The sequence below is a fragment of the Luteibacter sp. 9135 genome (assembly GCF_000745005.1).
Lineage (GTDB): Bacteria > Pseudomonadota > Gammaproteobacteria > Xanthomonadales > Rhodanobacteraceae > Luteibacter.
The window spans coordinates 2969476-2991322 of sequence record NZ_JQNB01000001.1 but is presented as its reverse complement, the minus strand read 5'-3'; the positions used below and the strand labels follow the sequence as shown (position 1 = coordinate 2991322).

At 65.3% G+C, this 21847-nt stretch carries 26 protein-coding genes; 7 read left to right on the top strand and 19 right to left on the bottom strand.

Features of this window, described 5'->3' with window-relative positions; all coding sequences use genetic code 11:
• Position 1: 1 nt before the first annotated feature.
• Positions 2-1180: a nicotinate phosphoribosyltransferase gene (gene pncB, locus FA89_RS13015; RefSeq protein WP_036141006.1), complete on the bottom strand. Its 1179-nt coding sequence runs from the start codon at positions 1178-1180 to the stop codon at positions 2-4.
• The gene (locus FA89_RS13010) at positions 1177-1560 is read right to left on the bottom strand and encodes a thioredoxin family protein (protein ID WP_036141005.1); all 384 of its coding nucleotides are present in this window, start codon (positions 1558-1560) and stop codon (positions 1177-1179) included. Before FA89_RS13010 ends, pncB begins: the two co-directional genes overlap by 4 nt.
• Before the next feature lie 107 nt (positions 1561-1667).
• Between FA89_RS13010 and FA89_RS13005 the strand changes: the two genes are divergently transcribed.
• Positions 1668-2498 (top strand): c-type cytochrome, encoded by an 831-nt coding sequence (locus FA89_RS13005; protein WP_036141003.1) that lies wholly within the window; start codon positions 1668-1670, stop codon positions 2496-2498.
• Positions 2499-2546: 48 nt separating this feature from the next.
• On the opposite strand, the gene FA89_RS13000 is transcribed toward FA89_RS13005, so the two are convergent.
• From FA89_RS13000 to FA89_RS12995, 3 genes are all read right to left on the bottom strand, one after another.
• Complete coding sequence (locus FA89_RS13000) at positions 2547-4337, bottom strand: XVIPCD domain-containing protein (RefSeq protein ID WP_036141002.1); 1791 nt, start codon at positions 4335-4337, stop codon at positions 2547-2549.
• Between the two features lie 193 nt (positions 4338-4530).
• Entirely contained in the window at positions 4531-4656 is a 126-nt protein-coding gene (locus FA89_RS19685; RefSeq protein WP_221174301.1) for a DUF2256 domain-containing protein, read from the bottom strand.
• Positions 4649-5938 (bottom strand): dicarboxylate/amino acid:cation symporter, encoded by a 1290-nt coding sequence (locus FA89_RS12995; protein ID WP_051938740.1) that lies wholly within the window; start codon positions 5936-5938, stop codon positions 4649-4651. The genes FA89_RS19685 and FA89_RS12995 overlap by 8 nt, the downstream gene beginning before the upstream one ends.
• Before the next feature lie 163 nt (positions 5939-6101).
• Here FA89_RS12995 and FA89_RS12990 point away from each other — a divergent pair, with 163 nt between their 5' ends.
• Positions 6102-7190: an alkene reductase gene (locus FA89_RS12990; RefSeq protein WP_036141000.1), complete on the top strand. Its 1089-nt coding sequence runs from the start codon at positions 6102-6104 to the stop codon at positions 7188-7190.
• A 19-nt stretch (positions 7191-7209) separates the two neighbouring features.
• On the opposite strand, the gene FA89_RS12985 is transcribed toward FA89_RS12990, so the two are convergent.
• From FA89_RS12985 to FA89_RS12975, 3 genes are read right to left on the bottom strand one after another with little or no spacing between them, the layout of a single operon-like run.
• Positions 7210-8256, bottom strand: a complete 1047-nt coding sequence (locus FA89_RS12985; protein WP_051939103.1) for an aminopeptidase — start codon at positions 8254-8256, stop codon at positions 7210-7212.
• 24 nt (positions 8257-8280) lie between these two features.
• The gene (locus FA89_RS12980) at positions 8281-8823 is read right to left on the bottom strand and encodes a cytochrome b (protein WP_036140999.1); all 543 of its coding nucleotides are present in this window, start codon (positions 8821-8823) and stop codon (positions 8281-8283) included.
• On the bottom strand, positions 8820-9902 hold the full coding sequence (locus FA89_RS12975; protein WP_051938739.1) for a catalase family peroxidase: 1083 nt from the start codon (positions 9900-9902) through the stop codon (positions 8820-8822). The genes FA89_RS12980 and FA89_RS12975 overlap by 4 nt, the downstream gene beginning before the upstream one ends.
• 131 nt (positions 9903-10033) lie before the next feature.
• On the opposite strand from FA89_RS12975, the gene FA89_RS12970 reads away from it, so the two are divergent.
• Both FA89_RS12970 and FA89_RS12965 read left to right on the top strand, forming a co-directional pair.
• Positions 10034-10555, top strand: coding sequence for a sigma-70 family RNA polymerase sigma factor (locus FA89_RS12970; RefSeq protein WP_036140997.1), 522 nt, complete (start codon positions 10034-10036; stop codon positions 10553-10555).
• Positions 10552-11301: an anti-sigma factor family protein gene (locus tag FA89_RS12965; RefSeq protein ID WP_036140996.1), complete on the top strand. Its 750-nt coding sequence runs from the start codon at positions 10552-10554 to the stop codon at positions 11299-11301. Before FA89_RS12970 ends, FA89_RS12965 begins: the two co-directional genes overlap by 4 nt.
• Before the next feature lie 24 nt (positions 11302-11325).
• On the opposite strand, the gene lolD is transcribed toward FA89_RS12965, so the two are convergent.
• The 9 genes from lolD to FA89_RS19680 all read right to left on the bottom strand — a co-directional run bounded on the left by lolD (position 11326) and on the right by FA89_RS19680 (position 17811).
• Positions 11326-12018 carry a lipoprotein-releasing ABC transporter ATP-binding protein LolD gene (lolD, locus tag FA89_RS12960; protein WP_036140994.1) on the bottom strand — a complete coding sequence of 231 codons (693 nt, stop codon included), beginning with the start codon at positions 12016-12018 and terminating at the stop codon, positions 11326-11328.
• Positions 12011-13252: a lipoprotein-releasing ABC transporter permease subunit gene (locus tag FA89_RS12955; protein WP_036140992.1), complete on the bottom strand. Its 1242-nt coding sequence runs from the start codon at positions 13250-13252 to the stop codon at positions 12011-12013. The genes lolD and FA89_RS12955 overlap by 8 nt, the downstream gene beginning before the upstream one ends.
• A 143-nt stretch (positions 13253-13395) precedes the next feature.
• The gene (locus tag FA89_RS12950) at positions 13396-13830 is read right to left on the bottom strand and encodes a hypothetical protein (protein ID WP_036140990.1); all 435 of its coding nucleotides are present in this window, start codon (positions 13828-13830) and stop codon (positions 13396-13398) included.
• The gene (locus tag FA89_RS12945; protein WP_036144270.1) at positions 13802-14050 is read right to left on the bottom strand and encodes an FAD assembly factor SdhE; all 249 of its coding nucleotides are present in this window, start codon (positions 14048-14050) and stop codon (positions 13802-13804) included. The genes FA89_RS12950 and FA89_RS12945 overlap by 29 nt, the downstream gene beginning before the upstream one ends.
• A gap of 157 nt (positions 14051-14207) precedes the next feature.
• Entirely contained in the window at positions 14208-14993 is a 786-nt protein-coding gene (locus FA89_RS12940) for a succinate dehydrogenase iron-sulfur subunit (protein ID WP_036140989.1), read from the bottom strand.
• Positions 14994-15014: 21 nt separating this feature from the next.
• Positions 15015-16799 carry a succinate dehydrogenase flavoprotein subunit gene (sdhA, locus tag FA89_RS12935; RefSeq protein WP_036140987.1) on the bottom strand — a complete coding sequence of 595 codons (1785 nt, stop codon included), beginning with the start codon at positions 16797-16799 and terminating at the stop codon, positions 15015-15017.
• Positions 16800-16802: 3 nt separating this feature from the next.
• Complete coding sequence (sdhD, locus tag FA89_RS12930) at positions 16803-17195, bottom strand: succinate dehydrogenase, hydrophobic membrane anchor protein (protein WP_036140986.1); 393 nt, start codon at positions 17193-17195, stop codon at positions 16803-16805.
• On the bottom strand, positions 17192-17584 hold the full coding sequence (gene sdhC / locus FA89_RS12925) for a succinate dehydrogenase, cytochrome b556 subunit (protein ID WP_036140984.1): 393 nt from the start codon (positions 17582-17584) through the stop codon (positions 17192-17194). Before sdhC ends, sdhD begins: the two co-directional genes overlap by 4 nt.
• 59 nt (positions 17585-17643) lie before the next feature.
• Positions 17644-17811: a DUF1674 domain-containing protein gene (locus tag FA89_RS19680; RefSeq protein ID WP_081916539.1), complete on the bottom strand. Its 168-nt coding sequence runs from the start codon at positions 17809-17811 to the stop codon at positions 17644-17646.
• A gap of 126 nt (positions 17812-17937) precedes the next feature.
• On the opposite strand from FA89_RS19680, the gene ygfZ reads away from it, so the two are divergent.
• Both ygfZ and FA89_RS12915 read left to right on the top strand, forming a co-directional pair.
• A complete protein-coding gene (gene ygfZ, locus FA89_RS12920) occupies positions 17938-18720 on the top strand; it encodes a CAF17-like 4Fe-4S cluster assembly/insertion protein YgfZ (RefSeq protein WP_036140982.1) in 783 nt (260 codons plus the stop codon).
• A gap of 496 nt (positions 18721-19216) precedes the next feature.
• Entirely contained in the window at positions 19217-19651 is a 435-nt protein-coding gene (locus tag FA89_RS12915) for a cell wall hydrolase (RefSeq protein ID WP_036140981.1), read from the top strand.
• Positions 19652-19819: 168 nt separating this feature from the next.
• Here FA89_RS12915 and FA89_RS20835 read toward each other — a convergent pair whose 3' ends face one another.
• Positions 19820-20287 carry a glycine zipper 2TM domain-containing protein gene (locus FA89_RS20835; RefSeq protein WP_036140980.1) on the bottom strand — a complete coding sequence of 156 codons (468 nt, stop codon included), beginning with the start codon at positions 20285-20287 and terminating at the stop codon, positions 19820-19822.
• Positions 20288-20320: 33 nt separating this feature from the next.
• Positions 20321-20923: a glycine zipper 2TM domain-containing protein gene (locus tag FA89_RS12905; protein WP_036140978.1), complete on the bottom strand. Its 603-nt coding sequence runs from the start codon at positions 20921-20923 to the stop codon at positions 20321-20323.
• A 144-nt stretch (positions 20924-21067) separates the two neighbouring features.
• Between FA89_RS12905 and FA89_RS12900 the strand changes: the two genes are divergently transcribed.
• Positions 21068-21835 carry a TatD family hydrolase gene (locus FA89_RS12900; protein ID WP_036140976.1) on the top strand — a complete coding sequence of 256 codons (768 nt, stop codon included), beginning with the start codon at positions 21068-21070 and terminating at the stop codon, positions 21833-21835.
• The last annotated feature ends 12 nt before the right edge of the window (positions 21836-21847 follow it).

The following is a 21847-nucleotide window of genomic DNA, read 5'->3' as shown; positions in this document are numbered from 1 at the left end:
GTCAGGCCACCGACATGCCGAACACCTTGCGCAGATAGCCCACGTATTCCAGGTCGTCGCTCATGTTCTTGCCCGGCGAGTCGGAAATCTTCGCCACCGGCTGGCCGTTGCAGCGGGTCATCTTGATGACGATGTTGATCGGTGCCGGCCCCACGTCGTTGGTCAGGTTGGTGCCGACGCCGAACGAGAGCAGGCAACGGCCGTCGAAGTGACGGTAAAGGTCCATCACGCGCGGGATATCCAGGCTGTCACTGAACACCAGCGTCTTCGTCCGCGGGTCCACGCGGTTGGCCACGTAGTGCGACAGCACCCGGTCGCCCCAGGTGAACGGGTCGCCGGAATCATGCCGCGCGCCGTCGAACAGCTTGCAGAAGTACATGTCGAAGTCGCGCAGGAACGCGTCCAGCCCGTAGACGTCGGACAACGCGATACCCAGGTCGCCGCGGTACTCGCGGGCCCACGCTTCCAGTGCGGCCGTCTGCGAGTCGCGCAGTCGCGGTCCCAGCGACTGGAACGCCTGCAAGTATTCATGCGCCATGCTGCCGATCGGCACCAGCCCCTGTCGCATCGCCAGCAGGACGTTGCTGGTGCCGGCCAGCTGGGTGCCCAGGCCCTCCGCCAGGGTAGCCAGCATTTCCTCGTGCCAGGCCCTGGAGAACCGGCGCCGCGTGCCGTAGTCGGCAATGCGCACGCGCTCGTACCCTGGCGTGTCATGCAGCAGGGCGATCTTCGCGCGCAGGCGCGCCCTGCCCTCGGCCAGGTCCAGGTCCGGTTGCGTCGCCCGGTAGTACAGCTCGTTGACGATAGCCAGCAGCGGCACCTCGAACATGATCGTGTGCAGCCAGGGCCCCTCGATCACGATGTCGATCTCGCCGGGCGCGGTGGCCGACGGCGCGATCGACACATACTTGGCATTGAGATGGAACAGGCCGAGGAAGTCGACGAAGTCGCTGTCGATGAAGCGCAGGCCACGCAGGTAGGCCAGTTCGTCGTCGGTGAACCGCAGCGCGCAGAGGCCATCCAGTTCTTCGCGGATGCGCCCGATCAACGGGACCAGGTCTACACCCGGCGTACGGCAGCGGAAACGGTATTCCACCTGCGCGGCCGGATACTGGTGCAGCACCACCTGCATCATCGTGAACTTGTACAGGTCGGTGTCGAGCAGCGAGGTGACGATCATGCGGTGGCTCCGGTCAGGCCGATCTTCTTGTTTACCGCGTCGACAAAGGCATCCGCCCCCGGCCACGAGGTGATCCGGCCCAGCTTGCGGCCACGATGGAAGAGGAAAAACGCGGGGATGCCGTGCAGGCCGAAGCGCGTGCCCATGGTCGGGTCGTCGTAGACGTTGTCGTGCAACCAGCGCACCTCCGGCCAGGCGAAGCGCTCCGCCGTCAGCAGGATCTGCCGCTTGGCGATATCGCAATTGGGGCAATCGCGGCCCCACAGGAACAGGATCGCGATGCGACCGTCGTCGCGGGCCAGTTCGGCATCCAGCCCGGCGTCGGTGACCTTCTGCATGGGAAATTCGTCGAAGAACCGGGGGACGGTGGTGTCGGCCATGGTGAATCCGTGATCGTGTCGAATCCCCGAGGTGGGGACGATGGGGCGATAATCCGAGGGTACCGATAGGGCCGCCATACACCAAACATCCGGATATAGGACATGCCGTGCGCATCCTGATCATCATCGCCCTGCTCTGCTTCGCCACGCTCGCGCCGGCGGCCACCCTGACACTCGACACGGGCAAGGGCGTGCAACGTCTCACCACGGCGCAGCTGCTGGCCCGCCCCGATGTGCGCGTCATCGATGTCCCCGGCGACGTCTCGTACCACGCCGCCATGCGCTACCGCGCTGTGCCCCTGAAGGCCCTGCTGCCGGGCATCGACTCGGCCGCGCACCTGCAATTCGTGGCCATGGACGGCTTCGCAGCAGAGCTGCCGGCGTCCCTCGTGCTGGGCAAGAGTGCTGCTGAGGCCTGGCTGGCCATCGAGCCGCCGGACGCGCCCTGGCCGATGCTGGGCAAGGACAAACCGGGCGCCGGCCCGTTTTACCTGGTCTGGCGACATCCCGAGGCCAGCCACATCGGACCGGAACAATGGCCCTACCAGATCGCCGCCGTCAGGCTCCTTGCCGACCCCGCGACCCGTTTCCCGAAAATGCGCCCCGCCGCCGACCTGCCACCGGACGACCCGGCCCGCCGCGGCTTCGCCGTCTTCCAGCGCAACTGCCTCAGTTGCCACACCCTCAACGGCCAGGGCGACGCACGGCTGGGCCCGGACCTCAACATCCCGCACAGCCCCACCGACTACCTGCGCGAAGACATGCTGCGCACCCTCATCCGCAACCCGCAATCGCTACGCCAGTGGCCGCAAGCCAAGATGCCCGGTTTCAGCCCCGACACCCTCTCCGACCACGACCTGGACGACCTGATCACCTACCTCAAACACATGGCCGCCCACCGCGCCGCCCCCACACCGACACCGACACCGACACGGTAGGAGCCCACGATGTGGGCGAAAAACCAACAACGCGGTGTCGCTGAAGCGTCACCTCCCCATCAATGGCGACTGCGCGACTGCCTGCTGTTGCGCCTGCTCCGGCGTCTCGGCCAGCGACGGCTTAGCTTCGGCCTGGTGGTACTGCTCTGAGCTCGTCGCCAGTGGCGTATTGAGCGCCTGGACCGTGGGCACCTCTGCATATCGATGCGCCCCTGCCGAGGTCGCCGTTCCGTAGACGAATACCGTCGATGCGTCTTTGGTGTTGGGTTCGACGCCGCCTACATGCGTGATCCCGTTGGCTTTCGCTGCCACCGTCAGAACGCCCGAGAGATTGTCGCTCTGCACATCGGGCGACTTTCTATACCGGGTGTCCATCTCATGCACGTAATCACGGACTTGCGTAAATAATTTATATCCCGGATGCGAGGGGTCATCGAGTGGAACACTCTGTTGCGCTCGAACACCCAATGGGCCGCCGTGCGACGGTCCCTCCTGGTCATGCTGGCGGTCCGGGGTCTTGCCTTGGACCTGAAGCGTTCCTGGCAGGGTTTGCTGAGGGTGCGATGGATCGTTCGGATAAATTCTTTGCAACGCTTCCAATATCCTGACCTGGTTGCCCTGTGTAGCAGCCATCTTGAGAGCGAAGGCTTGGGACGGGTCGGACCCTTCGTCCAGATTCGCTCTCCGCTCCACCCAAACATTGGCGTCGGATGGCCTTGGATTCGCTTGCTGGGTGTCACTGGCGAGCTTTTGCATCTGCTCTTCCGTGAGCGTCAACGTCACCTTGTCACCGGGTTTTATCGGTGTATCCGCGCCTGTGCGCTCCAAGGGAAGATTGTTCAGGCTAGGACACGAATTCTCGTTGGCATCAAAGGTGAGGGTGTAGCGCCGCGCGGACACCACCTCGTGACCGTCCTTGTCGAACGTCGATTCGATGGCCAGCGGCACGCCCGTGTCGTAATGGATCTTCAGCGCGGATGATTCCGTGCTTCCATCGGGGCGTTTCGTTACGACAAGTTCCCCCGTGTTCTTCTGAAGATCGATACTTTTTTCGAACTTACCCAGCTTGATTCCCAGCTGCGAGGCCGACGACAGGTCATGGGTCTCCACCGTGGAAACGTTCGACACACCTGGACCCGATTCCCTGGGCAGCACCCCCAATCCGAGGAAACGGTTATAGGCTCCCTGTCCTTGCGGCGTGGATAGATCGAATTCGGCCGTCTGCAACTGCTTACCCTCGAGCTTGTCCTCTCGTCCGAGAAGCGCGCGAGCCTTACCGAATTCCACACCTATGCCGTCGTACTTCGCCAAAGCGTCCTTGGGGCCGACCATGACCCGCACCATGTGGTCGGACGTCTTCTCGACAAGGACGCCGCTTCCACGCTCGGTCGAAACACGCGATTCGATCGCCAGGTGATCGAAGGTGCCGGTGAGTTTGCTTTTTTCGAAGTTCGCGCTGTCGATCGACACCTTCGTGCCGACGGGCATGGAGACAGGATCGTACGGCGTGATGGTCGCCGGATCCATGCCTGCGAGCGCTTTCTCCGGCGCGACGACGTTATACGTCGAGCGCAAGCCCTGGCGCTCTTCCACGCCCACGCCCCCCTTCTCGCCTTTCACTTCACCCTTGGCCGTTGCGGAGACCTCGGACGTACCGGTCCAGCTGACGTTTCCATTCTCATGCCGGGTTTCGGTCGAGAGCTTCCCGCTAGCGCTCACGGAAAGCGTCACGCCTACTCCCGCCATTTTTTCCTTGTATTCGGCGGTCTCTTGGCCGCTTACCGTGTCGCCGTGCTCGGTCGACTTAACTTCTAACGTCGTCTTGGTTTCCGTTGCCATGGTTGCTCCCTTGGAGTGACGAAGCGAAGAGTGAATCCCTGCTTCGTGCAAAAACGTCGGTTTGATTTTTCGCTGATAATCATACCAACTTCAGGTCTGACGCAACGGCGACGCGCGAGTTCACGCTCATGCGACGTCGCGTCGGTTTATCGGGGAGCTCCGTAACGACGCAGCGCCTTGGCATGAAAGCCGCTCACCCCCGACACCGCTCCGAACAGTACCGAACGTTTTCCCATTCCCTGGCCCACTTCTTACGCCAGGCAAACGGACGCCCGCACTTCTGGCAAACCTTGGTCGGTAATTCGGATTTCTTACGCATGCGGGACATCGTCGAATCCTCCTGCACCCAGTGGCAAGGCGCCCGTTGTCCGCTGATTGTAAACCCCCATATCCAGAATCCCCCGCTCCCGCGCCACCAGCACCGGCACCACCATCTGCCCGGTCACGTTGGTCAGCGTGCGCATCATGTCCAGTATCCGGTCGATCGCCACCAGGTACCCAATCCCCTCCAGCGGAAGCCCCGCGGAACTCAGCACCAGCGTCACCATCACCGTGGCCGTGCCCGGCACGCCCGCCGTGCCGAACGAACCCAGCACCGAGGCCAGCAGGATCACCACATACTGCGCCGGCTGCAGGTCGAGATGGAAATACTGCGCGATGAACACCGAGGCGATCGCCGGATAGATCGCGCCGCAGCCGTCCATCTTGATGCTGGCACCTAGCGGCACGGCGAACGCCGCGTATTCCTCCTTCACGCCCATGTTGGCGACCACGCTGCGCAGTGCGATCGGCATCGCGGCAAAGCTCGACGACGACGTGAAAGCCACTTGCATGGCCGGAAACGCCGCGCGGAGGAAGGCCAGTGGATTCAGCCCGTGCGCGAGCAACAATCCGCCGTATACCACCACGATCTGCAACACGCAGGCGAGGTACAGCGCACCGACGAACGTGGCCAGCGGCAGCAGCTTCTCGAAGCCGTAGCTCCCCACCAGGGCAGCGATAAGCCCGAACGTGCCTATCGGCGTCACCTCGAGCACGAAGCGCGTGACCTGGATCATGCCGTCGTTGGCCTCCCCCGCCAGCGCACGCAGCCGGGCCGACTTCTCGCCGATCTTCACCAGCGCCAGCCCGAGCAGGCCGGCGAAGAAAATCACCTGCAGGATCTTGCCCTCGCTCAAGGCGTGGAAGGGGTTGGCCGGCACGATGTCCAGCAGCACCTGCACCGGCTGCGGCACCGCGCGCGGTTGCCAGCCGACCGGTGTGGTCAGTCCCTGAACGCCCAGGCCCGGTTGCAGCACGTGTGCCACCAGCAACCCGACCAGTACCGCCAGCGTGGCCGTGGCGGCGAACCACGCGAATGTGCGGCCGCCAAGCGCCGCGACGTCCTTCACGCCGTGCAGGCTCGACACGCTGTGTAGTACGGCGAAGAAGACCAAGGGCACTGCGATCATCTTGATCAACGTGACGTAGAGCGTACCGAGCGGCCCAAACCACGTCGCCGCGGCAGGGCCGATCAGCCAGCCTGCCAGCGCGCCGAACACGAAGCCCGCTGCGACACGCTTCCAGAAACGGATGCGGAACCAGTAACTGAACAAGGACATGCGACACACCACGGAAGACGGGCTGCGCACGTTAACGCGAGACACGGCCATCTGGACGGCCATGTCGAAACGCTGTGTTTCCCGACACGAACAGTGAGGGGTTGCATGGCGGAACGCACGCCCCATGGCCTGTCGCTTTTTCCATCGCAATACAGGACCCGACATGACTGACCAGAATACCTTGTTCGAACCCTTCCGCGCCGGCGATATCGAGCTGGCCAACCGCATCGTCATGGCACCGCTCACCCGCGACCGCGCCGGCCCGGGCCTTGTGCCACGCCCCATCGCCGTCGAGTACTACGCACAACGCGCTGCCGCGGGCCTCATCATCGCCGAGGCCACGCAGATCTCGCCGCAAGGCCAGGGCTACCTGGATACGCCGGGCATCTACAGCGGCGAGCAGGTGCGTGGCTGGAAGAAGGTCACCGACGCCGTGCACGCCAGGGGCGGCAAGATCGTGTTGCAGCTGTGGCACGTGGGGCGTATCTCGCATACCAGCCTGCAGCCCGGCGGCGCCGCACCCGTGGCACCCTCCGCCATCCGCGCCGACGGCAAGACCTTCACCGCGAACGGCTTCGAGCCGGTGTCGGCCTGCCGTGCCCTCGAGGCCGGCGAGATCCCGCTGATCGTCAACGATTACCGGCGCGCCACGGAGCTTGCGCTGGACGCCGGTTTCGACGGCGTGGAAATCCATGCGGCCAACGGTTACCTGATAGACCAGTTCCTGCGCGACAAGACCAACCATCGCACCGACGCATGGGGCGGCAGCATTCCCAACCGCCTGCGCTTCCTGCGCGAGTTGGTGGAGGCGGTTGTCGGGGTCGCGGGGGCCGGCCGCACGGGCATCCGCCTTTCTCCCACTACGCCCGCCAACGACATGGCCGACTCCAACCCCACGGCCGTTTTCACCGCGGCCATCGACGCGCTGAAGGCGCACCCACTGGCCTACGTGCACGTGATCGAAGGCGCCACGGGTGGGCCGCGCGATGTCGAGCCCTTCGACTACGAAGCGCTGCACCGCCGCCATGGTGACGGCCCGTGGATGGTCAACAACGGTTACGACCGCGCCATGGCGATCGACGCGGTGGGCAGCGGCCGCGCGGACCTTGTGGCCTTCGGCCGCCCGTTCATCGCCAACCCGGACCTGGTGGATCGCCTTCGCCATGGCTGGCCGCTGGCGCGTCCCAACCCGGCGACGCTGTACGGCGGCGGCGCCGAGGGCTACACCACCTATCCGGTATACGCGGCCTGAGCACGGGCCGGGCGCCGCGCTAGCGCAGCAAGGCCTGCAGCTCGCGCGTGCGCTCGGCGGCAGGCTTCCTGCCCAGCGCGGCCACCCGCGCGAAGAACACCGGCCACTGTCGATCGCTGCGCTCGAACAGCGCGGCGAACGCGGGTTTCCAGGTGTCGTAAAGACCGAACGGCAGCAACGTGGCGTTGTTCAGCGGCTTCGCCATCCAGCGATCGTAGCGGCGATCGCCTCTGGCAACGTTGGCACGCCAGGCCAGGTAATCGCCACGGAACACCTCGAAGGTTTCCGCCTTGGCGACGCCCATGGCAGTGGCGTCCATCGGCTCGGCATACAGCCGGCCGAGTTGCTCACGCAAGGCGAGCACGCGCAGGGTGAACGAGCGATCGACGGCGTCGTCGCCCTCCGGCGGTGGCAAGCCGCGTGATCGACGCCATTCACGCACGCCCTCGTCCTCGACAAAGCTGGCATACGACTCGTTGAACGCGGTGTCGTCCTTCACGTAGAACTTCTGGTGCGCCAGTTCGTGGAAGATCGTGCCGGCCAGGGTGTCGTCGTCCCAGTACAGCATGCTGCTGAGGATGGGATCGGCGAACCAGCCGAGCGTCGAGTACGCGGGTACCTCCCCCAACGCCACGTCATCCCCGCCAGCCCTCAGGCGGGCCGCTTCGCGGTCGGCCAGGTTCTTGCGGAAATAGCCCCGGTACGCCACGCAACCGGCGATCGGAAAGCAGTGCGTGACCGGCGCGACGGAAAACACCGGCGTGGCGAACACGTTCCATGCCACCCAGGGACGATCCAGCGCCACGTAATAGGTGTAGCTGCGATTGTCCGGCAGCCCCAAGGCATCGGAGGCGAAGCGCCGCGCCTGACTGGACAACGCCAGGCGCAGGCGTACCCTCTCCGGCGTGGCGGGATCGTGCAACACCTCCGCCACGGGGCGACGCTGCGCCAGCAGCGTCGCCTGTCCGTGCGCCACGTGCGCGTAGTAGCCCAGCGTGCGGCAGCCCGTAAGACCGGCGATGAGGAGAACGGCGATGAGGAGAACGACGATGAGGATCGGACGCATGCGGCCATTGTGCCGCATGCGCGCTCACACGTCGGACCGGCCTCCCGTCATGCTCTGCAGCACGCCGTCTCGACGGATCAGCCCATGCATCAGCGCCGCGCCCATGTGGGCCAGGAAGGTCAGGAAGAACAGCCACGCCAGGTACCGGTGCGATTCGCGCAACCAGGCGAACAGCGCCGGGTCGGACGGCAGAATCTTCGGCAGGTGCACACCCGCGAACATCGTCACCGGATAGTTACCCGCCGAGAGCATGCCCCAGCCGATCAGCGGCATGGCGATCATCAGGCCATACAGCATGACGTGGGAACCGTGGGCCGCCAGCCTCTGCCACAGTGGCAGGTCGGACGGCAGCGGCGGTGCGCGATGGGTGAGGCGAAAGCCCAGCCGGATCAACGCAAGAACGAAGATCACGATGCCCAGCGGGCGGTGGATCGCCACCAGCGTGTCGTGCTTTTCCGCCACGGTGCTGACCATGCCCGCCCCGATGAACAGCATGGCGAGGATCATCATCGCCATCAGCCAGTGCAGCAGGCGGGCGAACGGGTGGAACGCGGTGGCGTGGTTCATGGGCGGGTCTCCTTGGGGCGGGCGGCGCCGGGAAGGTGGCCCTCTTCGCGAGTGCGCCGCAGGTAGGATTCCGCATACGCGGCAGACCGTGCAGCAAGCAACGGATCGCCGGACGCCTCGATGCCCTGCGGCAGGATGGTGGGGTCGTAGTTCACGTCACGGCACGAGCCGTCGGCCTGTGCTTGCCAGCTGTCGATCACGAGGGTGCCCGCATCGACGCTCCGGCGGCTGTCCGGCCACGCCAAGGCGGCATCGTCCACCGCATCGCCATCCGCGGCAAAGCTCATGACCAGGTGCCAGCGCAAGGGTCCAGCCGCCAGCCGCTTCACCAGGTCGGCGGCGAGGTAATCGGTATCGCCCGCGGCCGGGGAACCATCGCCCGCGGCCGGCGTCTCCGGCACGACCTTCCAGCGCACGGCACGACGCACGCCGGCCGCATCACGCAGATAGAAGGCGTTGATGCTGCCATAGGTCTCGGTGGCGTAACTGGCCGGCGGCTTGGCCGTCTTCACCCAGCCCAGGAACGGGCCGGCCTCCGGATGCCCGGCGAAGAACGCGCCTGCCTTCGCCGGATCGGGCTTGCCGGTCTTCGGGTCGGGCCCGGTGGCCACCTGGAGGTCGTAGAACGCCTTCGGCGTGGACACCGGGAAGACGGGCATGGCGTTCATACCGGTGCGCCACTGCTCGCCGTCCGCGAGGTCGAAGCGCAGGGCGAAACTGCGGATGGGCACCGAACTGTCCGCGGCATAGGGGTTACCGCCGGGCAGCGCCAGGCGGCCGATCACCGGGGTGCTGACGCCGGGTGCGAACAATGCCGCCCGCGAGTCGCCCTGCAAGGCACCGTTGGATTCGAAGCGGCCGCCGACGCAGATGCCCTTGGCATGGTTGCGCCGGTAACCGGGGTGTTCGCCGCCGCTCGCCTGCAATACGTCGACTAATTTCTTCGGCGAGAGCCTATCGGGCGCCAGCCAGCCGCCGACGTAGCCGAACGCCGCGGCGGAGCCGGCCACGACCAACCCGATGATGGCCCAGCGCAGGCCCACGTTCGGCGGCGGGCGCCTCTTTCCGGTCTCATGCATGTATTCGTCTCCCGTGCTGATGGATGTGCTGACAAGGGTGGGACGTATGTCCGCGACTTTTATTCCCTTCAGGAGGACTATGTGGTCACGATACTCGTCCTACCTCCTGTAATCCGGCAAGAAGGCCCGGCATGTCCGACTCACGCATCGACGATGCACTGCGCTCCCTGCTGCCACGACTGCGACGTTTCGCCCTGTGGCTGACCCGTGACGCGCACGCGGCGGACGACCTCGTCCAGTCGACGGTGGAGCGCGCCCTTTCCAAATGGCACCTGCGTCGCGACGACGAAAGCCTGCGGGCGTGGCTGTTCTCCATCCAGTACCGGCTGTTCCTGGACGGAAAGCGCCGTTCCAGCCGTTACGCGCGCCTGCTGGCCATGCTGGGGCGCGGCGCCCCCGACGAGCCGACCTGGCCCTCCGCCGAGCGGGTCGCCATGGCCAACGCCACCCTGGCCACCTTCGCCTCGCTGCCGACCGAGCAGCGCAGCCTGCTGATCTGGATCACCGTGGAAGGCCTGAGCTACCAGGAAGTGGCCGACATCCTGCAGGTCCCGATCGGCACGGTCATGTCCCGCCTTTCCCGCGCGCGTGCCGCACTGCGCCGCCTCGGCGAGGGCGCTCCCGAAACACCTGCCCTGCGACTGCTGAAATGACCCACACGCCTCCCAGCGAACACGACATCCACGCCTATGTCGACGGGCAGCTCGAGCAGCCGCACCGCAGCGAGGTGGAGCGCTACCTCGCGCGCCACCCCGAACAGGCCGAGGAGATCCAGGGCTGGCGCCAGGACGCCCAGCAACTGCGCACCCTGCTTGCCGGCGACCTGGCACCCTCGACGACCGCGGACCCGACCGCACTGCGCCAACGCATGGCCCGCCGTCGTTTCGTCCGCCTGGCCACCGCGGCCAGCCTGCTGCTGTGCCTCGCGTTGGGCGGCGGCGCCGGCTGGGTTGCACGCGGCATGGGCAGCGGGGCCAACGCGCCGATGGCCGATGCGATGCAGGCCTATCGGCTGCTGGCGCTCGACCATGGCGTGGGGATGGACATCACCACCGCCAACGAACGCGACCTGCGTGCCTGGCTGGCGGGCCGGGTAGGCGCCAGCGTGCGCTTGCCTGACCTCTCGGACGCCGGATTCCGGCCCATGGGCGGACGGCTGTTCGCCACCGACCAGGGACCGGCCGCCATGGTGCTCTACGACGACGGCGGCGGGCACACGATCAGTTTCTACGTCAGGCCACCGGGGCCGGTGCGCCACCTGCTGTCACGCGGTAGCCGCGAGGACGGTGGCCTGCTGGCGGACTACTGGTCGGAGGGCGGCCACAACTACGCGGTGGTGACGCAGGCCAATCCGGCCGGGCGATCGGCGGCGCAGCGGATCGCCGCACACGTCATCTGAAGTGACGGGCGCCCGGCGATCGGTCTAGCGCTCGTGGAGTTCGCCGTTCTTCAGCTCCAGCGTGCGGTCCATGCGGCCAGCCAGGCGCGTGTCGTGCGTGACCAGCACGAAGCTGGTGCCGATTTCGCGGTTCAGCTCCAGCATCAGGGCATACACCTGGGCGGCGTTGGCCTCGTCGAGGTTGCCTGTGGGCTCGTCGCCCAGCACGCACGCCGGGCGCGTGACCAGGGCACGGGCCACCGCGCAGCGCTGGCGCTCGCCGCCGGACATCTCGGCCGGGCGATGGCGCAGGCGCGACGACAGCCCTACCCGCTCCAGCAGCGTCGTGGCCTCCTTCTGGGCCTGCGCGATGGACACGCCGCGGATCAGCAGGGGCATGCACACGTTTTCCAGCGCCGTAAATTCCGGCAGCAGGTGGTGGAACTGGTAGATGAAGCCCAGCGAGCGATTGCGCTCACGGCCACGCTCGGCATCCGAAAGATCGGAGAGCACGCGACCGTTGACCTCCACCTTGCCGGCCGTGAGCGTGTCCAGGCCGCCGATGATATGCAGCAGCGTGGATTTGCCCGAGCCCGACGCACCCACGATGGACATCGTCTCGCCACGGCGCAGTGAGAAATTCACATTGGAAAGCACACCCGTGCGCAGGTCGCCCTCTTCGTACACCTTGGCCACTCCGGTGGCGCGCAGCACGATGTCGTCGGTGGGATTATTCATAACGGAGCGCCTGGGCGGGCTGCGTGCGTGATGCACGCCATGCGGGATACAACGTGGCCAGCAGCGAGAACGCGAAGGTCACCAGCACCACCCAGCCCACATCGGACCAGAGCAGCTGGCTGGGCAGCTCGCTGATGTAATACACGTCCGGCGAGAGGAAATTCTGCCCCGTGACATGCTCGATCCACTTGACGATGGCCGGCAGGTTGTACGACAGCAACGCACCCAGGGCGACACCGCTGGCGATGCCGACGATGCCCACCAGCAGGCCCTGCACCATGAACATGCCCATGATGCTGCGTGGGGTGGAACCCAGCGTGCGGAGGATGGCGATGTCGGCCTGCTTGTCGGTCACCAGCATCATCAGCATGGAAATGAGGTTGATCACCGCCACCAGGATGATCAGCGAGAGGATCACGAACATCACCGTCTTCTCCATGTCGATGGCACGGAAGAAGTTGGCGTGGGTGTCCATCCAGGTTTCGATGCGGTAGGTCTGGCCCAGCTTGTTGGACAGCTCCTGCGCCACCGGGAAGGCCTCGCGCATGTCGTCCAGCTTCAGGCGGATACCCGTCGGCCCGTTCAGGCCGTTGAGGCGCTGGGCGTCCTCCATGGAGATCAGCGCGAGGTTGGCATCGTATTCCTGCATGCCCAGCTCGAAGATGCCGCTGACGGTGAAGCTGCGCAGCTTGGGCACCGCGCCCATCGGCGTGGCCGTGAACTGCGGCACCACCACCGTGACCTTGTCGCCCACCTGCACGCCGAGCTGGGTAGCCAGTTCGCTGCCGAGCGCGATCTTCCAGCTGCGATCGGTCAGGTCGGTCATCTTGCCGTGAACCATGTGCGTGTCGATATCCGACACCCTAGGTTCCATCGACGGCACGATGCCGCGGATCAGCGCCCCGCTCGGGCGGCGCGCCTGCAGGAAGGCCTGTATCTCGACATACGGTGCCGCGCCCTTCACGTGCGGGGTGGCCTCGGCCGTCTTCACGGCGGACTGCCAGTCCTGCACCGTGTCGTCGATACCCGAGATGGTGATGTGCGAGACGGCGCCCAGGATGCGATTGCGCAGTTCGCTGTCGAAGCCGTTCATCACCGACATGACCGTGATGAGCGCGGTCACGCTGATGGCGATGCAGACGATCGACACCGTGGAGATGAAGGAAATGAACTGGTTGCGACGCTTGGCGCGCGTGTAGCGCAGTCCGATGAAGAGCTCGAGGGGTCTGAACATACCTGTGGGTCGCAGCCTTGAAGGAGTGGGCCCGCCGCGAAAGGCACGCACCGCGCGGCAGAGTGCACGATGCGGCGCGCCGGAGCAAGCCGAAGGAGGAGACCGGCCGGCCGGGCCTCAGCTTTCGCCGGTGGCGTCCGCCGTCAGGGCAGGCCATCCGCCGGCGTGGACCGCACTCGCTTCACGCGGGCTCGCAGCATGCGCAGGTCCGCTGCGGGCGTATTGTCGGGGAGGAACAGCAGGTGCAGCCACCGCCGACGCCAGCGCAGCGACAGGCAGACGCCCTGCCCGACCCGCCTCGCGGCCCGCAGTTCTGCCTCCGTGGCCGGGCCACGGCGACCGGCCACCGTCCACACCCCGTCGGCGGCCCAGGAAAGGCGGCGGCAGGCAGGATGCCGGTAGCGATGGATCCGGCGAACACCATCGACGACAACGGCCGCCGACAACAGCCAGCGGACCGGCAGGGGCAAGGAGGTGAACAGGGGTGCCGCGGTGGCGAGAGCCACAAGCAAGATCAACCAGCAGATCAGCTGCCGCGACGGCCGGATGTCAAAGTCGATGCCTCGTGCGGATGTCATCGATGATGCCCTGCCAGTCGTCGCGGGGAGCACGGGCATGGCCCATCACCCAATCCCAGAGATCGGGATCCTGCACGTCCATCAGCGCATCGAATGCCGTCCTGCACGCCTCATCCACGTCGGCGTAGCGCTCGTCCAGCCAGCCGCCGAACAGGCGATCCAGCTCGCGCGTGCCGCGACGGGTGCGCCACCGCAGTCGCTTGAGCCGTGCGTCATCCACATTCATTTCGATAATCCCACCGCCCCGTGCCCATGTAGGAGCGCACGCTGTGCGCGATATGTCTTCGCGTCGGTCGACATGATCACGCGCCGGCGTGCACGGTCGGCCTCAACACATGTCGCGCACAGCTTGCTCCTACACACACACCGGTACAGAGTCAGGCAGAGCGCCGCTGCACGATCAGCTTCTTGATCTCCGCGATCGCCTTGGCCGGGTTGAGACCCTTCGGGCAGGTGCGCGCGCAGTTCATGATCGTGTGGCAACGGTAAAGCTTGAACGGGTCTTCGAGGTCGTCCAGGCGGTTGCCGGTGTCCTCGTCACGGCTGTCGACGATCCAGCGATAGGCCTGGAGCAGCACGGCGGGGCCGAGGTAACGATCGCCGTTCCACCAGTAGCTCGGGCAGGAAGTGGAACAGCAGGCGCACAGGATGCATTCGTAGAGGCCATCCAGACGCTTGCGGTCCTCTGGTGACTGCAGGCGCTCCTTGTCCGCCGGCGCCGGGCTCTGCGTGCGCATCCAGGGCTTGATCGACGCGAACTGCGCGTAGAAATGCGTCAGGTCAGGGACCAGGTCTTTCACCACGGGCATGTGCGGCAGCGGATAGATGTTGACCGTGCCGCCGCCGCAATCGTCGATGGCCTTGGTGCAGGCCAGCGTGTTGGTGCCGTCGATGTTCATCGCGCACGAGCCGCAGATGCCTTCGCGGCAGGAACGACGAAGCGCGAGCGTCGAGTCGATCTCGTTCTTGATCTTGAGCAGGGCGTCCAGGACCATCGGACCGCATGCGTCGAGGTCGACCTCGTACGTATCGGTACGCGGGTTCTGGCCATCGTCCGGCGTCCAGCGATATACCTTGAAGGTGCGAGTCTTCTTCGCGTCCTTGGCCGGGAAATGCTTGCCGGTCTGGATCTTGGAATTCTTGGGTAGCGTGAACTCTGCCACGATTGCCTCTCCGGTCCGGTATCAGTAAACGCGCTTTTTCGGCGGCACGACTTCGACATCGTCCGTCAGGGTGTACATGTGCACCGGGCGGAAGTCGAAGCGGGACTGGCCGGCCTCGTCGATCCACACCAGCGTGTGCTTCTGCCAGTCGTGGTCGTCACGGTCCGGGAAATCCTCACGGGCGTGGGCGCCACGGCTTTCCGGACGCTGCTCGGCCGAATGCATGGTGGCCACCGCCTGCGCAAGCAGGTTGGCCAGTTCCAGCGTCTCGATCAGGTCGGAGTTCCACACCAGCGAGCGGTCGCTGACCTTGACCTGCTGGAACGAGGTGTAGACCTCGGAGATCTTCGCCTTGCCGTCGCGCAGCGTCTCGCCCGTGCGGAACACGGCGGCGTCGGACTGCATGGTCTTCTGCATCTCGGCGCGAATCTGCGCGGTCGGCTTGGCACCGTTCGCATTGCGCAGCGCATCGAACCGCCCGAGGATGCTGTCCAGCGCGTTGGCCGGAAGATCCTTGTGCGGCGTGCCCGGCTTGATCAGTTCGGCGCAGCGATGCGACACGGCACGACCGAACACGACCAGGTCCAGCAGCGAGTTGGAGCCCAGGCGGTTGGCCCCGTGCACCGAGACGCACGCCGCCTCGCCGATGGCGAACAGTCCCGGCACGATGGAATCCGGATCGTCGTCGCGCTTGGTCACCACTTCGCCGTGGTAGTTGGTCGGGATGCCGCCCATGTTGTAGTGGACGGTCGGGAGCACCGGGATCGGCTCCTTGGTGACGTCCACGCCGGCGAAGATGCGTGCCGACTCGGCGATGCCCGGCAGGCGCTCGTTGATGACCTCGGGACCGAGGTGCATCAGGTTGAGGTGGATGTGATCCTTGTTCGGGCCCACACCGCGGCCTTCCCGGATTTCGATCGTCATGGCACGGCTGACCACGTCGCGCGAGGCGAGATCCTTCGCGTTGGGCGCGTAGCGCTCCATGAAGCGCTCGCCCTCGGAGTTGGTGAGGTAGCCACCTTCGCCGCGAACACCTTCGGTGATCAGGCAGCCGGCGCCATAGATGCCGGTCGGATGGAACTGCACGAACTCCATGTCCTGCAGCGGCAGGCCGGCGCGCAGCACCATGCCGCCACCGTCGCCCGTGCACGTGTGCGCCGACGTGGCACTGAAGTACGCACGACCGTAGCCACCGGTGGCCATCACCACGGCGTGACCGCGGAACAGGTGCAGGGTGCCTTCGTTCATGTCGAGGGCGAGCACGCCCACGCACTTGCCATCCTCGAACACGAGGTCGATGGCGAAGTACTCGACGAAGAACGTGGCGTCGTGCGCCAGCGCCTGCTGGTAGAGCGTGTGCAGGATGGCATGGCCGGTGCGGTCGGCTGCAGCGCAGGTGCGCTGCGCCGTGCCCTGGCCGTAATGCGTTGTCATGCCGCCGAACGGGCGCTGGTAGATCTTGCCTTCTTCGGTACGGGAGAACGGCACGCCGTAGTGCTCGAGCTCGATGATGGCGGGGATCGCTTCCCGGCACATGTACTCGATGGCGTCCTGGTCACCGAGCCAGTCGGAGCCCTTGATCGTGTCGTAGAAGTGAAAACGCCAATCGTCCTCGCCCATGTTGCCCAGCGCGGCGGAGATACCGCCCTGTGCAGCCACGGTGTGCGAGCGGGTCGGGAAGACCTTGGTGATGCACGCCGCCTTCAGGCCCTTTTCCGCCAGGCCGAACGTAGCGCGCAGGCCAGCGCCGCCGGCGCCCACCACGATCACGTCGTATTTGTGTTGCTGAACCTTATAGGCTTCCATCGATCAGTTTCCGAGCGCGATGCGCAGCACGGCCAACACGCCCGAGAGCGCGGCGAGTACGGCGATGAACTTGATGACGACCAGCGAGGCTACTTCGAGCCAGCGGGTGTGGACGTAGTCTTCGATGATGACCTGCAGACCGATCGTGAGGTGACGGAACATCGTCAGTACCAGGGCGATCAGCAGCACGGCGTTCCACGGACGGGCGAAGGTCGCCCGCGCCGTCGCGAAATCGGCGTGCACCAGGCTGATGACCAGCCCGACGAAGTAGAGGCCGAGGAAGATCATCGCCACGGCGGTAACGCGTTGGAGCACCCAGTGGCTGACGCCTTCCTTCGCGGAGCCGAGGCCACGCGCACGGGCCAGCGGATTACGCAGGTCGTTCTTGATGGTCATGCGGCGGCTCCCAGGAACACGTAGCCCCATACCAGCGCCGTCAGCACGATGCCGCCGATGATCGACAGCCAGCTGGAGCGGATGAAACTGTGCACGGCGTAGTAACGGCCCGAATCCTGAACGAGGTGACGGATGCCATTGCACAGGTGGTAGAAGAAGCTCAGCGACCAGCCGATGAGGACGACCAGACCAAAGGGGCTGCCCATCACGACCTTGAAGCGGTTGAAGCTGTCTTCACCGCCGGCCAGGGAAGCAAGACCCCAGACGATGATCAGGCTGCCGATCGAGTTAATGATCCCCGTGGCGCGATGCAGGATGGACGTGGCCATCTGCACTTGCCACTTGTAGACCTGGAGATGGGGTGAGAGCGGTCGTCCCGTTTGTGCCATGGCGGCTATCCTGGATTGGAATCGCTGGTGCCCGACGGCCCCTCCCCGCCTCAAGGTGCTCAGAAGTCGATGCAGCGACCGTTCTTTTCCCAGTCGCCATAGCGGGTGGGATCCAAAGGCGCTTTTTCGACTCCTGTCTCGCCGTTCGTGGGGACGAGCGGCGGAACGAGCGGCTTCGCCGGAGCGGAATCGGTCGCGTCCTGGGGTTTGGAGGAGTTGTCGGACATGGTTATAAAGCCCTAAAAGGGTAATACCTGTGCCACCGCAGCACAACCTAGGCCGGCGGGCGGCGCCTTGGTTTGGCCTTGGGCCGGCCGTATATCCTACGCCTCCGTCACCACCGGCGCCCGCCCATGCCGAGCCGTACCACTCGCAGCATCACCCTCACCGGACCCGACGCGGCCATGTTCGCCAACGCCCAGTTCGGCAGTGCCGTACCTGGCCTGGCCATCGGCCACTGGCAATGGAGCGGCTGGATGGACCCGAAAGGACGGGTTCGTGCCCTGCTCCAGCTTGCCCGCTTGGAAGACGACCGCTTCGTCGCCGTCCCCCGCGGTGGCGACGGCGACGCGCTGGCCGCCGACCTGAAGCGCTTCGTATTCCGCGCGAAGGTGAAGATCTCGGTGTCCGATGTACTCGATGTGGCCGATGGTGACGCGCGCGCCGCGATGAGCGCGGAAGAAAACGGTGATGTCATCGTGTTCGGCGAAGGCGATGCGTCGCTGCGCATCGGCGTTTTGCGTGGCGACGATGCATGGTTGCCGCGCCATATAGAAAGAGGCTACGCATGGTTGCCCGACGATCTGCTCGATCGCCTGTTGCCGCCGGCGTTGTCGATGGAGCGCCTGCACGCGGTGGCGTTCGACAAAGGCTGTTTTCCGGGACAGGAAATTGCCGCGCGACTGCATTTTCTGGGTGGTCACAAGAAGCACCTGCGTGTGGTGCGCAGCGATGCTGCGTTGCAAGACGGTGAATCGTTGCGGATAAACGGACGGGAGGTCGGGAACGTGTTGATGTGTCATGCATCGCATGAAATCAATACGTCGCTTGTCGTACTGGACGACAGCTGTGCCGATGGCACGATGGTTGAAACCGACAACGCGCGTCTACACATCGTATCCACATTCGAAGCATGATCTTCTGCGCCTTCGCAAGAAGATGTCCTACGATATGCGTGAGTCGAAGCTGAATCGGAAGGCGCGCGCACTTGCAGAATTCGTGCAGCGCCACTAGGCTCCGCCGATCCATTCACGTGGTCGTGGCGATGTTTCCACGGCGACACCCGCGACGATCCGTCGACGATGACGGTTCTGGCGCGACCCGGCGAAAGCCGGAGATGAAAGCGACGCGCAGCCCATGAGTAGCGCGTAGTCGACCGACGGAGCCGCCGCATCGCGATGCCGCTCCCCTTCGGTATACCCCCATACCAGGCGACTCCGGACAGTCGCCCAGTAAAGTCACAGTGTGTGACGCCCGCCTCATCCGTGCCTTTTGAAGCTACACCCTCGGATGAAAGTCGGTTGGTCCAGGTAGTAACGGCCTGCCCGCCCGTCTACCGCTCATACGTCCCCCATGGCCTTTTTCACGAAAAACGCCGCAAGTGACGGAAAAGCTCGTTGGAGGCAGATACACATGAAACTTTCCGCTTTGCTCTGGATGGCGTCCGTCCTCCCGAGCCATCTTGCCGACCAGACGTGCCTGGCGACGACGGTGTACCTGGAAGCACGTAGCGAACCGACCATCGGCCAGTACGCCGTGGCGGAAGTCGCCCTACGACGCCGCGATCGCGGCATGGGCGGCGAAAAAGTGTGCGACGTGGTGTCGGCACCGCATCAGTTTGCGATCACCACCACGCCGAAGGATTTCGAGATCACCGACCTGGTGTCGTGGTCGAAGGCATGGAAGGTGGCGGGCGACTCCCTGAACAACTGGAGCCTGCCCAAGAGTGAACGACTCGTTTATGTTCCACAGGCCGATCATTTCGCCACGGCCGCGGTGATACCGAGCTGGTCCGCCAGCCGCATCGTGCGCAAGATCGGCGACCACGCGTTCTACGCCGTCAACTGACACGGCGAGTGAATCGGCGGGGAAAAAAGGAATCCGAGCGGGCAGCTTGGGATTCCCGGGAAAAGGGGCCCTCGGATGAGGGTCTTTTTTTGTCCAGAGAATTGTCCAGTCCAAAGAAAAAGCCCGCTTTCGCGGGCTTTTTCTTTGGACGTCCATACGGCTGAACGATCAACGCCTGTAGACGTGGTCGCCTCGCACCTCGACGTAATCGCCGCGACGAAGCTGCGGGTCGTCCACCTGCGTAACGGTGGCCCAGCGGCCATCGTCCAGGCGGATGCGGACACGGAACGCGACATCATCGCCACCGTTGCGCTTGCCCACCTGGTTGCCGACCAGGCCACCGACGACGGCACCGCCCACGGTAGCCGCGGAACGACCGTCACCCTTGCCCACGGTATTGCCGAGCAGGCCGCCGGCAACCGCGCCGATGACCGCGCCCAGCGGCGATGAATCGCGCTGCGTGTAGACCTGCTCGACATCCTGGACGACGCCGCACTGGTCGCACCCGCGGGGCGCACCCTGATAAACCACGCGATCTTCCCGGTACACGCGACGCGGCTGGTCGTAGCACGCGGTCAGGGAAAGCGTGGCGATAGCGACGGCGACGAGGCCGGACTTACGAACGATGCTGTGCATGTTGGCGCCTTGGGATAGACGAGGGATGAAGGATCAACGCGCGTCGGAGACGACCGACACACCTTCCTGCACTTCGACACGGTCGCCCGGGTCATGGTCCATGCGCACCGTGCGGGTCACGCCGTTGTATTCGTAACGCACGTCGTAGGCCACGATCTTGTCGCCCGCCGAGCCCGCCACCGTGTTGCACTTCCTGACCGTGCTGGTGGTGGTGTTGGTTTCCTGGCGACGCTCCTGGATCTCGTGGCCGGCGTAACCGCCACCGACCGCACCGGCCACCGTGGCCAGCGTACGGCCCTTGCCGCCGCCGATCTGGTTGCCCAGCAAGCCGCCCGCCACCGCACCGATGGCCGTGCCGGCAAGCTGGTGTTCGTCGCGCACCGGCACGTGCCGGGTCACCACTTCGTCGTGGCACTCGCGCTGCGGCGAGGAAGCCGCCTCGCGCACCGGGTCGACACTGACGACGCGACCGTACTTGGGTCCGGCCGGAGCCGGTGCCGCGGCCACGCCCGGGGCTGCACTGCCATCGCCACGGTAAGAGACGTCGGCGTTCGCATCGCGGTTGCAGGCGGACAGACCACACACCAGCACCGCGCCCAGTGCCACATTCAGGACGGAAATCTTCAAGCTGTTCATTACCTTACTCTCCTGAAAAAGGTCTACGACCTCGATGGCGCACGAGCCCCATCACCCGAAAGTCGCCCTCGGATCACATTTGACATTCGTTAAACTGAACGACGCCTTAGACTGTCCTTTGCTTCATTCAGGCATAACACCCGCATGCTCGATCTGGTGGATACCCACGCGCACCTGGACGATGCCTCTTTCGGCGCCGACGGCGATGACATATATGCACGCTCGGCGCAGGCCGGCGTGCGGCGCTGGGTGGTCCCGGCCATCGCGCGGGCGAACTGGGAGGCCGTCCACGCCCTCACCCGCACGCGACCGGGCGTGTCCGCCGCCTTCGGCCTGCACCCCCTGTTCGTCGACCGCCACGAGGATCGCCACCTTGCCGAGCTACCGGCATGGCTGGAAGGACACGGGGCCGTCGCCGTCGGCGAAATCGGCCTCGACGCGTACGTGGAGGGCCTGGATTTTGCCCGGCAGCGGACGATCTTCCAGCGTCAGCTGGCGATCGCCAGGGAACACGACCTGCCGGTGATCGTGCACGGGCGCCGGGCCTTCGAGGAGGTGATCCACACATTGCGGCGCGTTGGTGGCCTTCGTGGCGTCGTGCACAGCTTTGCCGGCAGCGAGGAACAGGCGCGGCAGCTGTTCGACCTGGGCTTTCACCTCGGTATCGGTGGTCCGGTGACCTACGAGCGCGCCGCGCGCATCCGGCGCGTCGTCACCACGATGCCGCTTTCGTGGCTGCTGCTGGAAACCGATGCGCCGGACCAGCCCTGCGCCGGGCACCGCGGCGAGCGAAACGAGCCGGCTTTCATGCTCGAGGTGCTGGATACAGTCGCCCGACTTCGGGGTGAAACGCGCGAAACCATTGCCGCGGCGACAACCGCCAATGCATCGGCGCTGTTCCGCCTGACCTAGGTTGAAGCTCAC

Bases quoted from the DNA above. Each gene is read 5' to 3' on its own strand.
- FA89_RS12975 (WP_051938739.1), bottom strand. From the start codon at position 9,902: ATGCATGAGACCGGAAAGAGGCGCCCGCCGCCGAACGTGGGCCTGCGC.
- FA89_RS13010 (WP_036141005.1), bottom strand. From the start codon at position 1,560: ATGGCCGACACCACCGTCCCCCGGTTCTTCGACGAATTTCCCATGCAG.
- FA89_RS12965 (WP_036140996.1), top strand. From the start codon at position 10,552: ATGACCCACACGCCTCCCAGCGAACACGACATCCACGCCTATGTCGAC.
- FA89_RS12985 (WP_051939103.1), bottom strand. From the start codon at position 8,256: ATGCGTCCGATCCTCATCGTCGTTCTCCTCATCGCCGTTCTCCTCATC.
- FA89_RS12955 (WP_036140992.1), bottom strand. From the start codon at position 13,252: ATGTTCAGACCCCTCGAGCTCTTCATCGGACTGCGCTACACGCGCGCC.
- lolD (WP_036140994.1), bottom strand. From the start codon at position 12,018: ATGAATAATCCCACCGACGACATCGTGCTGCGCGCCACCGGAGTGGCC.
- sdhD (WP_036140986.1), bottom strand. From the start codon at position 17,195: ATGACCATCAAGAACGACCTGCGTAATCCGCTGGCCCGTGCGCGTGGC.
- pncB (WP_036141006.1), bottom strand. From the start codon at position 1,180: ATGATCGTCACCTCGCTGCTCGACACCGACCTGTACAAGTTCACGATG.
- sdhA (WP_036140987.1), bottom strand. From the start codon at position 16,799: ATGGAAGCCTATAAGGTTCAGCAACACAAATACGACGTGATCGTGGTG.
- FA89_RS12980 (WP_036140999.1), bottom strand. From the start codon at position 8,823: ATGAACCACGCCACCGCGTTCCACCCGTTCGCCCGCCTGCTGCACTGG.
- FA89_RS12970 (WP_036140997.1), top strand. From the start codon at position 10,034: ATGTCCGACTCACGCATCGACGATGCACTGCGCTCCCTGCTGCCACGA.
- ygfZ (WP_036140982.1), top strand. From the start codon at position 17,938: ATGCCGAGCCGTACCACTCGCAGCATCACCCTCACCGGACCCGACGCG.
- FA89_RS20835 (WP_036140980.1), bottom strand. From the start codon at position 20,287: ATGCACAGCATCGTTCGTAAGTCCGGCCTCGTCGCCGTCGCTATCGCC.
- FA89_RS12915 (WP_036140981.1), top strand. From the start codon at position 19,217: ATGAAACTTTCCGCTTTGCTCTGGATGGCGTCCGTCCTCCCGAGCCAT.
- FA89_RS12995 (WP_051938740.1), bottom strand. From the start codon at position 5,938: ATGTCCTTGTTCAGTTACTGGTTCCGCATCCGTTTCTGGAAGCGTGTC.
- FA89_RS12905 (WP_036140978.1), bottom strand. From the start codon at position 20,923: ATGAACAGCTTGAAGATTTCCGTCCTGAATGTGGCACTGGGCGCGGTG.
- FA89_RS19685 (WP_221174301.1), bottom strand. From the start codon at position 4,656: ATGCGTAAGAAATCCGAATTACCGACCAAGGTTTGCCAGAAGTGCGGG.
- FA89_RS12950 (WP_036140990.1), bottom strand. From the start codon at position 13,830: ATGACATCCGCACGAGGCATCGACTTTGACATCCGGCCGTCGCGGCAG.
- FA89_RS12990 (WP_036141000.1), top strand. From the start codon at position 6,102: ATGACTGACCAGAATACCTTGTTCGAACCCTTCCGCGCCGGCGATATC.
- FA89_RS12900 (WP_036140976.1), top strand. From the start codon at position 21,068: ATGCTCGATCTGGTGGATACCCACGCGCACCTGGACGATGCCTCTTTC.
- FA89_RS13000 (WP_036141002.1), bottom strand. From the start codon at position 4,337: ATGGCAACGGAAACCAAGACGACGTTAGAAGTTAAGTCGACCGAGCAC.
- FA89_RS19680 (WP_081916539.1), bottom strand. From the start codon at position 17,811: ATGTCCGACAACTCCTCCAAACCCCAGGACGCGACCGATTCCGCTCCG.
- sdhC (WP_036140984.1), bottom strand. From the start codon at position 17,584: ATGGCACAAACGGGACGACCGCTCTCACCCCATCTCCAGGTCTACAAG.